The organism is Lysinibacillus sp. RC79, from assembly GCF_041262405.1.
Classification (GTDB): domain Bacteria; phylum Bacillota; class Bacilli; order Bacillales_A; family Planococcaceae; genus Lysinibacillus.
In genome coordinates this window covers 1-13,125 of record NZ_JBGCCD010000029.1, presented here as the reverse complement: position 1 = coordinate 13,125, position 13,125 = coordinate 1, and the positions used below count along the sequence as shown (strand labels likewise).

General features: G+C 38.0%; 8 protein-coding genes. 2 read left to right on the top strand and 6 right to left on the bottom strand.

Annotated elements, in window-relative coordinates; translation table 11 throughout:
- Positions 1 to 109: 109 nt before the first annotated feature.
- The 3 genes from ABH968_RS21165 to ABH968_RS21155 form a co-directional block, all read right to left on the bottom strand.
- Entirely contained in the window at positions 110 to 2,332 is a 2,223-nt protein-coding gene (locus tag ABH968_RS21165) for a YcdB/YcdC domain-containing protein (RefSeq protein WP_370047186.1), read from the bottom strand.
- Between the two features lie 135 nt (positions 2,333 to 2,467).
- Positions 2,468 to 3,640: a glycosyl hydrolase family 18 protein gene (locus tag ABH968_RS21160; RefSeq protein WP_483308128.1), complete on the bottom strand. Its 1,173-nt coding sequence runs from the start codon at positions 3,638 to 3,640 to the stop codon at positions 2,468 to 2,470.
- Positions 3,641 to 3,941: 301 nt separating this feature from the next.
- Positions 3,942 to 4,199, bottom strand: a complete 258-nt coding sequence (locus tag ABH968_RS21155; protein WP_370047185.1) for an RNA polymerase sigma factor — start codon at positions 4,197 to 4,199, stop codon at positions 3,942 to 3,944.
- 156 nt (positions 4,200 to 4,355) lie between these two features.
- Here ABH968_RS21155 and ABH968_RS21150 point away from each other — a divergent pair, with 156 nt between their 5' ends.
- Positions 4,356 to 4,775 (top strand): hypothetical protein, encoded by a 420-nt coding sequence (locus ABH968_RS21150; protein WP_370047183.1) that lies wholly within the window; start codon positions 4,356 to 4,358, stop codon positions 4,773 to 4,775.
- A gap of 11 nt (positions 4,776 to 4,786) precedes the next feature.
- On the top strand, positions 4,787 to 9,880 hold the full coding sequence (locus ABH968_RS21145) for a DUF4132 domain-containing protein (RefSeq protein WP_370047182.1): 5,094 nt from the start codon (positions 4,787 to 4,789) through the stop codon (positions 9,878 to 9,880).
- Between the two features lie 637 nt (positions 9,881 to 10,517).
- Here the strand turns inward: ABH968_RS21145 and ABH968_RS21140 are convergent.
- The 3 genes from ABH968_RS21140 to ABH968_RS21130 form a co-directional block, all read right to left on the bottom strand.
- Positions 10,518 to 11,249 carry a hypothetical protein gene (locus ABH968_RS21140; protein ID WP_370047180.1) on the bottom strand — a complete coding sequence of 244 codons (732 nt, stop codon included), beginning with the start codon at positions 11,247 to 11,249 and terminating at the stop codon, positions 10,518 to 10,520.
- On the bottom strand, positions 11,242 to 12,579 hold the full coding sequence (locus tag ABH968_RS21135) for an AAA family ATPase (RefSeq protein ID WP_370047178.1): 1,338 nt from the start codon (positions 12,577 to 12,579) through the stop codon (positions 11,242 to 11,244). Before ABH968_RS21135 ends, ABH968_RS21140 begins: the two co-directional genes overlap by 8 nt.
- A gap of 228 nt (positions 12,580 to 12,807) precedes the next feature.
- On the bottom strand, positions 12,808 to 13,125 hold a 318-nt coding region (locus ABH968_RS21130; protein ID WP_370047176.1), incomplete at its 5' end, for a hypothetical protein.

Genomic DNA, 13,125 nt, shown 5'->3' with positions numbered 1-13,125 from the left:
TAATTTCATTCTCATCTTGACACTCCTTTCTTTAAATATTATTTCCCAAATCGCCTACAAACAAAAAAGAGTATCCCCAACTAATAGGAGATACCCTTTTCATTATCGATTACCAGTAATTACGACCACTGTTATTTTCGTTAATAACTTTTGCTAAACGAACTGTTGAAACAGCTAAATCTGCATATGTCACTTTCTCAGTAGCATTAAATTTATTTTGCTGTGCATCCATTAATCCCATTGCGCTTACTAAAGCAACATAGCCTGCATACGCTGGATCAATCGAGCCTGCATCAGTGAAGTTTAACTTATAAATGTCACCATGTTTCGCTACTTTTTCCAAATCCAGTACACGTACTAACCATTCTGCAAGCTCTTGACGAGTCAATGTTGCATCTACTGCAAATTGATCCGCCGGTTGTAACATACCCATTCGTACAGCTTGTTCAACGGCTCCATATAATGGATGCTTTTTGTCAATATTATTGAAGGATTGCTTCTCATTTTCTCTACCATAAGGACCAAAATCAGAATATCCATATGATAATGATTTAACTAAAATTTTCAAAGCTTCTCCTTTTGTTACAGCTGTATCAGCATTAAAGTTTGCTGGGTCTTTAACGTCTAACACATTTTGGCGTAGTAAATAAGTTAGTTCTTCACCAGCTGTTGGATGTGAGATGGCTGGTTTTTCTTTAGTATCATTCGCTTTCTGTAGCCATTCGCCAGTTGTTGCATCAATCTGATTGAACAAGCTTCCGTTATAAACTGGAGAGTATACTAAATCATAATGGTTTTTATCCTCTTCACCCTGTTTTGAATACTGTAGATTCAATTTTAACCCATCGCTATACATTGCTTTTGCTTTATCAGCAGAAACAGCCTTGTTTACAGACGGCCAATTATCAATCTTGTGATTATTTACAGTTAAACCACGTAATTTCCCATCCGTACTGATATTAACAGAAATTTCATCCCCCATTACAGCAATGCCATTAACAATACGTGGGAACGAGAAGTAATATTGCTCACTACGCTTATCATATATTGCATCTTCTAATGGTTTTGAATAGTTATGAAGATATGACGGAGCCCACTCTTTTAAGTAGCCTATTGCCTTTTCTAACGCAGCATCTTTTGAGATTGGCTCTACTTTATCATTTGTCTCTGAAAACTCTCTGCTTATATCCCAGTAGTCTGTAATCTCGCCTGTTGCTTTGTTCACTACAAATCTGGTACCTGTTCCACCATCTCTATACTCGTACATGTAATATACTGAATAAATTGGCTCGCCATTTTCATTTTCTCCTTCATCAATCGATTCAATTCGCAGCTTTACTTTGTCTGAATCAACTTTTAAGAGAGACTTTGCTAAATCTTCAACTTCAGCTAATGTCATATTTTTCTTTCTAGGCTCAAGCGGTTGTGCTGAAAGTTTTTCCACACCTTTTGTCTTTGGTACTTGTGAAGTAAAACCATTTGTTGTTTGCCATTGCCCATTTAAAGCATTTACACCCATGAAGCTTGTCGGCATGTACACAAGCTTAGCAATTGCTTCATCTGTTCGGTAGTTATAGTCAATTAAATAACGTAACTCTACTGACAAGTTTTCACGAATCTGTGCAAGTATGTCTGCCTCATTCTTTTTCTGTTCTAAGCTGTCAAATGTTGCTTTACTAGTTGACCCAGTATTACGATACATACTCACAACTTCACCATTTGCTAGAACTTCAATAGACATACTCTCATCACTAAATGGCACACCATTATGAGTTGGCGAATAAGCGAATGAATACGAAATTGGTTCAGATATCGGTCTACTGAAACTAAAATCATCATCCCCTAAATCTTCACGAAGCTTGTAATTGGCAGTATTAGGCATTTTCTTCAAGAAGTCTTCGGCAACTTTTTTTGCCTCAGCCTTTGAATAGTTAGCAGGATAAATTGCATCCGCTATATTGGCAGGTTGATAGTGGAAGCTTTCTAATGCTAAATCGTCGCCTTTAAAAGTAAAACCACCATAAACATCTTTGCCATTGACTTTCTTATGGAAGCCTAATTCATAGCGTACCGTTTTATCATCATTATAGTAATGCCCTTGTCCCATATCGAAATCATTCTCTGTTACAAAATTGAACTTGTCTGGGAATATTGTATTCAATTGCTTAATAAGCATACTTTTTGTTACTTTTGTTTCTGTTGAAGAAACTTGAATTGCAACTCTCTCTTGCGGTTCTTTTACGTTTGCTGAAGCTTGTGCCATTGGCGAAAGTACACTAACAGAAAATGCAGTAGATGTTAGTATGATACCTAACTTTTTAAACTTTACCAAAATATCCCTCCTAGATTATCATTTACCATAATTATAATATAGATTACCAGAAATGGAAATGATGTTTTCGTATTATTTATGTTTTTAAGAAAATAGAATGGACATAGAGCAACTTTTTATTGCTCCAGAAGATTCTCATTTCTTCACTACATCAAAATTTGACCCGATTAATAACCAATTTTGAGGGAATGGTAGACCCAACTTCCAATAGCCTACTCCTCGGAGTTTGTACCGTTTGATTAAATTAAACTTCGCTTGAATGGATCTTGCATCCTCGAACCACACCACATGTGCTTTACCTTGCTCATCATAGTATTCAAAGAACGGTGCTTGAGATCTCAAATCAAACTGAATAGCAGCATTATATTTCTTAGCAATCTCGATTGCTCTTTGTGGACTAACTGCTTCTGCATTTGGCCCCCCCTGTACAAAAGGCAGTGTCCAGTTATACCCATATAAATTCTGTCCAAGTATAATTTTGTTCCGAGGTATCTCACTTATTGCATATTTAACAACCGCTTCTACCTCTGGAAGTGGCGATACTGCCATAGGCGGACCTGCTGAATACCCCCATTCATAAGTCATTAACATAACAAAATCCACTATTTCTCCATGTGCTTTATAATCATGCCCCTCTGTCCACGGACCTCGCTCACTAGCACTTGTTTTGGGAGCTAGCGCTGTCGATACGGTATATCCCTGTGGATGGAATCGACTCACAGCTCGCCTTAAAAAGTTGTTATACGCTTGTCGTTGATCGCCCGGCAAATTCTCAAAATCAAAATGAATATCTTTAACGGTTCCTAAGCGCTTTGCCTCTTCAAGAATATTATTAAAAAGCAGATCCTGTACTGCTATACTTTGAAAAATATCTCTCGCCAAATCACCGCTAAAACTAAAATTCTCCAAATTTGAAACAACCATCGCTAGAGAAGCTCCTGTATCATTTGCAATTTGTGTCACACCTTGACTCGGAGGTATCTTAAGCGTTCCATCTCGCCTTGCCTCATAGCTAAATAGAGCAAGATAAGTTAAAAATGGACCTGCTTCTCTTGCTTGACTCAGTAATGCCTCACTAACGAATGTCCCTTTCGGCTCTAAATATGCCAATGTTTCAGCCCTTGTTTTGGCTTGAGGTGGAATATAAAGTCGCATACCAATCGATAAAGGTTGACTCGGACTAATATTGTTCACCTGAGCAAGTGTTAAATAATTAATGCCAAAGCGTTGGCCAATTGAATATAAACTATCTCCTGACTGCACATAATAGAAATTTCCGACAATCGGTATCACAAGCGCTTGCCCTATAACTAATCGATTTGGTTCAGGAATTTTATTGGCATCTACAACACTTTGAACTGTTGTCCCATATGCCTGCGCAATACCCCATAAGGACTCTCCTGCCCGTACAACATGTATTTGAATGTCAGTGCCTCCTTCTAGCTTGATAAAATCACACCTGTAAAGCTTATGAATTAGGAAAGGAAAAGATGTCATTGCTCAGCAAGAACAAATTCCCTGAAACAAAAAAGATCCATCGCTTATTCTAGCGAATGGACCTTATTTTCTTTAATTTTCTTATAATATTTATGACACGTTCGACAAAGGTTTATAAATAATAAAATAGACGCTTTATTTTCTGCCTTCTATGTATATCCACTGCTGTATTTCGTGCAATTGATAAAATCCAAGTTTTTACTTTATCTTTATCCTTTAAATTGTCTAACTTCTTCATTGCTTTAAAAAACGTTTCTTGCGTAATATCCTCTACCTCTTGTTTGCTATTTGTATAATACAGCGCAAAATGATACACATCACGATGATAACAATCGTACAAACGTTCTATTTTTGATATATCATGATGCAAACTTCACACCACTTTCTACACTCCCTAATAAGTCGTCGCAACAAATTATTTGTTACACTTTTCCCAATTTTTCTTTTACACAACTAGTGTAAAACGCCTCATTCTTTTCATTGTGTACTCTCTTGTATAATGAAATTACTATAAGGAGGTGTTAGGTTGCGTTTATTTTACCAACAAAAAATGATCGGCAAAAAATCGCGTAAACTTCAAAAGATCCCATTTACGATTGAAGAACCTGTCCATACTTTAAAAGATTTACTTAAGCAACTCGTCACACAAGAGGTTCATAATTATAACGAAAAGGCCGTGGATACTCCGCTTCATATTTATATAACTGATCAGCAGTTGGAGGATGCAGCACAGCACGGCAAAGTACATTTTGGTGAGAAAAAAAATGCCTCTACGCAGTCTGTAGATCAAGCAATATCCATAGTTTTTCAAGCCTTTGAAGACGAACTTTTTTTAGTATTACAGAACGAAGAACAGTTAAATTCACTTAATGAACCTTTAGCAATACGAGAAGATGATGTTTTTACATTTATTAAACTGACAATGCTAGCAGGACGAATTTGGTAAGGAGGATTTCCATGACACTATCAAACGATCAAAAAAAACAATTCCAAAGTAAAATAGATACTGCACCAAAAGCCATTCAACCAATGGCTACAGCATTACTTCAATATATGGATGATCGTGATCGTGACATTGAGCAGCAAATTGCTGATTTGAAGATCACGACACTTGAGGAGCTATTTACCGGACCCCTTTTCGATGTACTAACGCTATTTTCATCGCAAGAACGTGCACTAACTATTAAGAAATTGGTATTACGTTACGATACAACAATGTTTCAGACTGACATTATGCGTAGATCATTTCGATCTACACAACAAATACAGGACCACCTTTTTCAATGCTTACGATTAATTGAAGAAATGCTGACATTTGAAGAAATGAATCTACAGGAATTATTGATGAATCACAATCAATATGAGCATGGTTCATACCCTAACTACAGCTGCTTTGTGGTTAAAAATGAGAATACGAGGGTAATGTCTTTTAATGTTTTTGAACAAATGCTTGCTGAAGAACTGTCATTAGAAAACCCCGCTATGGAAGAAGCCATTGAACATATATTATTTGACGAGCATCAGGGCAGCTTTTTTGGATATCCACTAATAAGAGGTATTTTCAAATCGACAAATACTCGTCTTCATGAGGCACTCGGTAAACTATTAGTTGCTGCTGCACGTCAAGAGGGACTACGCCAAGCCATTGTTGAAAATATTGATCATGGCACATTAGAGGCACAGCTTACCATTATGAAGCTTATTCAGGAGCATCAGCTAACTCGTTTCTCCTCAGTTATTCGCGCAGTCGATACTTGGATGGGGCTTGGCTACAATAGCTTTGAAAATCAAAAAGTAACAGAGGAAGTATTGTCGTTAGCGATTCGAGCAATTGAAGACGATCATTTCACCTTTGAGCTATTAAAAAGTGAACGAACGATTGATATTTACGTAGCACTATGGACAATTTCAACGAAGGATTATTCGAAGCTCGATACTATTTTGCCAGAGTTGTTACAACGCGAAAAGCATATTCAGCTGACAACACTCGCATTTATGAAAAATCTAGGGAAAGTTTCCTTCACTGCTCCGTTTGTTAAGGGTCTCATTTTAACAACAAAGGATATTGAGCTATTTACATTTGCTTGGGGGAATTTCCTAAACGCAAATAACTATATTAATAGTGAATATGCTTGGGCTAACGATTGGATTACGGATATACAAAAGTTCTTGCAGGAAAATACCCAGCTGCAAGGCACTGAATACCTTCTATTTGAACAGCTTGAATGGGCAAAGAGTGAACTTACGAAAGATGGTATAACGATTGCAGGAAAACCTTTATCATTCGTCTATGCACACTTGTCATTAGAAGATTTAATTTCCACACAAATAATTTTGGCCAATCATTTACAAGATGAAGAGCTATTTCAACGTATAATTGCGAATGCAGATTCTTACTCTCCTACAAGTAGAATCGGCCTTCTTAATATTTATTGTCTTGATAATACTACGCAAGGAAGACGTGATTTTCTATTTAGCGCTCTACGAGATCGAAGCTCCATTAATCGTTCCCTTGCATTGAAAAAAATACAATCACTAACACCAACAGACGATGAAATTTTAAAAATTGAGGACCTTTTAGCGAATAAATCAGGTTCACTTCGTAAGGAAGCTATTTCCCTCTTAAAGCTACAGTCGCAGGAGAAAATATTACAATGTGCTGAGCGACTTATTCAGGACAAGAAGCAGTTGAAGCGACTTGGAGGGCTAGAATTGTTGTTAGAGGCCTCTAAAGAATATCACCTAAATAGCGAGCAAATAACAGCATTATGCGACCAGCTTCCAAAAATAACAAAAACTGAGCAAGTGTTGTTAGATCAATTGTTAACTAGTGATGTACCAGAATATAACGAAGACAATGGCTTTGGTTTATATACGCCACATCCTCCTATTCAATATGACAACATTTCAAAAACAGATATAAAGATGAATGGCGTGGAAGCATGGCAGCAACTAGTTCCTTTATATTTACAAGAAACAATGCCACTAGAAAAATTCTTTGATTATGATATAGAGAAGCTTTTATTAAAGCTCGAGCAGCTCATTCAACTATTAGATGCTAATGCCCAATATGAGTATGAGACATATCAATATCAATGGGATGATACGCCAATCACAACAACATTAGGACAAACATTTAATGTCGTTGCGTCAAAAGCAGAAAATAATCGAAACGCAAGTCTTGATGTATATCCGATACCAGATAAAATTCTTCAGTGGATCAAGACATCAAAATTGAGTGCAGAGGATTTAGCTTATTTTAACTTTTACAACAATCTCTCTGAATATCCTGCGGCACACGAGCTGAGCGAAGCAGCACAAACCTTAATCACGCCATTCTTTAATTATGTAGAAATAAAAGATCTCGTTACTAAGTTCCATGCAATAAAATATCAGCGAACAATGAAACAAATTTTTACTGTCCTCACACTTGATTTAAATAATATTGTTGGCGAACAGGCGCTTCATAAAAAGGCTGTCGCATTACTTGAAGAGCATTCGCCAGAATTTAATGCTTTTGAGCAAGCCATCGGTATTATGCTTCAGCTTTTAACGCAAATACCTGCTGAACAGTGGAAGCTAGAGGTACGAGATAAGGACTATTTTTATCGCTCTACTTCAACATTAGTAGATTTAGATGTTATTGATACCTTTGTTGATCGATGTTTCTTAGCCTATACGACTTACGGTGAATATGTCAAAATGCTGGCCGTTAATGAAGAGTTATCAAAGAGGATGCAGAAAGAGCAATATAGCCCGAGTATTTTCAATCTAAAATTATCCCAATATTTAGATGCTTTTAATGTAGGTTTATTCACTCAGGATCATTTATTTGAAGCCATCTTCACGAATACGCTAGCGTCTGAGATATTGGTTGCTCCAAACAAATTAATAGAGCATTATAAAGAGTCATTTGAAGACTTATCGAAATTCTTTGCTGTTCGTGAGCAGGCCATTGATCGAATTTTAGAAATAGAGCTTATGCGCGGTGATATTCCTACAGCAGTAACGGAGCTCACTAGTAGCATTTCCTATGTCGAGGGTATTGATTATTTCTTAAAAATTTTACAAGCACTTGACGGTGAAAAGCTTGCTCGTGGCTATATTTGGCAGGCTGAAACGAAGAAGGATGTTTTTTCTCGTCTCCTTGCAAGCTGCTATCCTAAAAAAGATGAAACTGTACAGCAATTAAAAAATGCATGGGAAAAAACAGATATTTCAAAAGAGCGCCTAATTGAAGCAATGATGTATAACCAGCATTGGATAGACCTTGTTAGTGAAGTAATTGGCTGGGAAGGATTAAAAGAATCAGCTTGGTACTTTATCGCCCATACGACCGACTATTTATCGGATTTTGCTAAAGATCAGATTGCCCTTTTCTCAAGTATTACTGCTGATGATTTTCGTGATGGTGCCTTTGATTTAGCTTGGTTCCAAAGTGCATATCAAACACTAGGTGCTAAACAATTCAAACTCGTCTATGATGCAGCAAAATACGCATCGGAGGGAGCTAACCACCGTCGAGCACAGCTTTATGCAGATACAGCAATAGGTAAACTTAGCCCTAAACCGTTAATGGAAGAAATTCGTGATAAACGTAATAAAGATAAATTACGTGCGCTCGGTCTTATTCCATTAAAAAAATCGGATCAAAAAGATGCATTAACACGCTATCAATTCATCCAGCAATTTGTAAAGGACAGCAAACAGTTTGGAGCACAGCGTCGTGCGAGCGAAGCACGTGCAGCTAGCATTGCGCTTGAAAATTTAGCGAGAAATGCAGGAGATGGTGAAACAACACGATTCACATGGCGTATGGAGCTATCAGCCTTTACCGATATAAAACATTTATTCCATGCACAACAGATCGAATATATTACTGCACATCTGCAAATTGAAGAAAATGCAAATGTTACGATTATCGTCGAAAAAAACGGAAAACAATTAAAAAATATTCCTGCTGCACTGAAAAAGCAGGAGCAAGTTTTAGCATTACAACAGGCGAGAAAAGAATTGCTGGAGCAATATAAACGAGCACGCCCAGCACTTGAACAGGCGATGGAGCTTGAAACTAAATTCTCTGCCGAAGAACTGATCAATTTATTAGAGCATCCGATTTTAGCACCGCTTCTTCAAAAACTCGTCTTTAAAAATGAAGAGCATTTCGGACTACTAACTGCGGATGGTTTAAAGCTACTATCGAATGAGATAGTTTCACTTGCTCCGACAGCAACATTAACGATTGCCCATCCATATCACCTACTCGAAAGCGGTCAATGGCGTCAATGGCAAACTTCTATGTTTGAACAGAAAATAAAACAGCCATTTAAGCAAATTTTCCGCGAGCTGTATGTGATGAATGCAGATGAAAAAGGGCAAAAAAGATCATTGCGCTATGCGGGACATCAAGTCAATCCGTCTCAAACGGTTGCACTTCTAAAAACACGAGGATGGCAAATTAGTCATAATGAAGGACCACGAAAAGTGTATTACAAGGAAAACATCGTTGCCTCCTTGTATACGCAAGCAGATTGGTTTACGCCAGCAGATATTGAAGCACCAGCAATTGAGGGGGTCTATTTCTACAATCGTTTAACAGGTAAAGACATAGCATTAGATGATATTCCTGCAACGATATTCTCTGAAGTGATGCGGGATATTGACCTCGTTGTAAGTATTGCACATGTTGGCGGTGTCGACCCTGAGGCAAGCCATTCTACAATTGATATGCGCAGTTTCATTGTGGAGGAATTAGCGAAATTATTAAAGCTAACGAATGTTGAAGTGAAAAAACAACATGCGCTTATTGAAGGCAAACTTGCTAGCTATACACTGCACTTAGGTAGTGGTGTTGTCCATCAAGTGGGCGGCTCAATGATTCCAATAATCGCCGTACCCTCTCAGCACCGTGGACGCATTTTCTTACCAATGGTAGATGACGACCCACGCACAGCCGAAATCATGTCAAAGCTTTTACTGCTAAGTGAAGATACAAAAATAAAAGATCCTGCTATTTTAGGACATATTCGCAGTTATGAGCAAATGCGCTAAAGACATTTGTGCATAAAAACAGGGAACGGCCGCTAGTTGATTTTCCTCCCCAGTTTTTAAATTTCCAATGCCCTCCGTTTTAATATTGGAGGGCATTTATAGTGTTGAAAACAAAATGGTCAGAGAGTTCTTTGTGAATGTTGTGGCTCTTTAAATAAAGGTGATTTCCGTCCCAGGCTACTCGCACATTTGTTGTTGCTTGCACTACGCTTTCGCACAGAATTGTTGCTGAAGTTCCCTATGAATTAGAGTGACATGCTAAGTGAAGTGGTTGATTGGAGTGGAGACAGGGCGACTCCTTGGGGATCAGCGATAGAGGAACGAAGGCTAAAAGCATCACGTCCTGTGATAACGCCTTCGTGACCAACATCGTGTTGGCCCAAGCGGCTCATCGGATGCCCCCAGGAAGCTTTGCTCTGTGCGAAAGCGAAACGTCAGCAACAAATGTTTTATCTGCGCGAAAGCGAAGCGGCAGCTACAAATGTTTTATCTGCGCGAAAGCGAAGCGGCAGCTACAAAGCGCCCAGTCGGAACGGAAATCAACCCCTCGTTTTGCCGAAGCGCTATACTATGACACCTTAATCTCATCGAAATGATAGTCAACATCTATGCCCTCCACTGAACATCGGAGGGCATTTTATTGTACATCTGATTTAATCATTTCAAATAATAATGGTACATTCGTTCCGCGCTGTAACGAATTACAGCCCTCCATTAAAAATGACCAGCTCATTTTCATTTTTTCTTTATATGGCAGCGCTGAGTTAACTGGGAGATATTCTTTTAAAAATTCTTCTATGGAGCTCGATAAACTTTCCATAAATTCCTCAGCCTTTTGCACCTTTTCCGTCGCTACTTCATTACGCTCATTCCATAGTACATGCTCTAAGTTTGTAGAAAAATAGAATAGCTGATACGGTATTTTTAATCGATGAATACTAAAATGATCATTCGCCATAAGGATTTTGGCATTATTCGCCTTCATTTCATTTCGTTGTTCGATTTGCTCCTTGCGCTTCTCAGATTTCACCAATATGGCATCTTCTGTATAATATAAATTTCGCTCAATATCTTCCCTTACCTTGACAAATTCGGGGGCAATAAAGCAACCGTCTGCATCAGTAATATGAACGACAGCGGTTAAATCCTTCGCTAAAAACTTATACTTCTCCAAATAGTTCTGAATCACTCGCGCAACACTATTTTTAATATTAGGTATCCGTTTATTAGCATCCCACTTCGTTAAAATATCCTCCCGTTGTACATCGAAGCGAATCGTAGACTTTGCAAAATGTTCATCTAGATAATCCTCTAAAACAATTTGCTCCGTCTGTCCCTCTACAATGATTAAAAGAACCTTTTTAGTCACGCTGGACACCCGCTTTTCTAAAGGCACGCTTAATTTTAAATATCTTCGTTTCTTTATAAACCTCTTCATCCTGTCCGCCCAACTGAATTGCACGTAAATAAACATCTCGAGCATTATTTACCTCTTTAATACCCTTTAGCTGCATATAACGACGATCCTCATTCGTTGTCGTAAACCATAAGTTTTTAATAGCTAGCACCTCTAACACACGTAAATTATGAGACGTGAAAATAAGCTGGCCTTTTCCGTCCTCATCAATCACTGTTAACAACTCGCCTAACAAATATTCAAAAACACCAGAATCTAATTCATCAATTACTACACAAGCATTTGGGTTATTATAAACTGCGATTAGAACACTGAGTACAGAAATAATTTTCAAAATTCCTTCTGACTCTGTCCGTAGTGGTAATTCGCGCTCCCCTCGCTGCGATAAAAATTCAAAACGAATTCCTTTTTCCCCATTATCCATAGTTTGTTTTGTTAGTACATTAATCTTTATAGTCAGGCCTGGAATAATCGCTGATAATACACGATTACTTTGCTCTATTACTTCACATAACACATAAAACGTATCCTCTGGCAATAACGCTGGCCCCTTCAAATTGTAAGGGATAGAACCACGAGTTTTTTCTAAATGGATACTAAAGGGCATACTGCGCTCTTCAAATAATGGTGCGATATTTTGATTATTAACGACATGTAAATCCCGATTAAAATCTATTGCTAAATTATGAAGCAATTGCATTTCTAGTTCTGACAGCCTGTCCTGTAATAATGGCTTTAAATCTTTATGAAAGACAAAGGACATATATTGTTTTTTAGATAGTTGATGAATGACTAGTAATTGGATACGCGTTTTTTCATTCATATCAGAAAGATTTGCTTTACGTAGTTGTATGTCTTCCTTTGTCACATTAATTAGAACCTTTGAACGCTTCCCTTTCTCGTTTTCTCTGTAAGCTATACGTTCAACCGTTGTGTACAGTCTATTTTCATCTTCTTGTAACTCTACATAATAATTGAGAAAAAATGTGCCAAATTGATTTTCTACTAGAAACTCGAATTCAATACTTGCCGTATCCTCCCCTGCCATAATTAATCTCTTTTCCTGAGATGGTAATTTAATTTCAGCAATCCAGCCGGAGATAAGTGCCTTTAACAAGCCAAATGCATCAACAATAGTTGTTTTCCCGGAACCGTTTTGTCCGTATAGACCTACAACATTTGCCTTAAGAAACGTCTCGAAATTTACCGCTAACACAATTTCACCATGTCGTACATTTCGTAAATTTTGTACTTTTATTTTCTTGATTTTTATAATGGCCATTTATTTAAACATCCTTTAATGATATTTTCTTCTATTATAATTAAATTTGATATATTTTATAACATTTTATACTTTAATGAATTACACAAGTATTGCTCTTTCACCGAGTTTAATGCCTATGATAATCATAATAGTGGGCATATGTTAGAAAAGAAAAAACGAAGAAAGGTGTGTTTCATTGGTCAATCCTGGATTTAATCCCGAAGATGTAGATGTTAACATTCCGTTTCACCCTACTATGCCTTCTGGTAGCCCATATCCATCTTTAAACCCATCACCGTATCCAACACGCCCTTCGCAGCCATATCCACCACAACCACCGCGCCCTCCACATCCACATCCGCCACAGCCATATCCACCACGTCCGCCACAGCCATATCCACCACGTCCTCCGCATCCACATCCGCCACAACCATATCCACCGCGCCCTCCGCAGCCATATCCGCCACAACCATATCCACCACGTCCTCCGCAGCCATATCCGCCACAACCATATCCACCACGTCCTCCGCAGCCATATCCGCCACAGCCATATCCACCACGTCC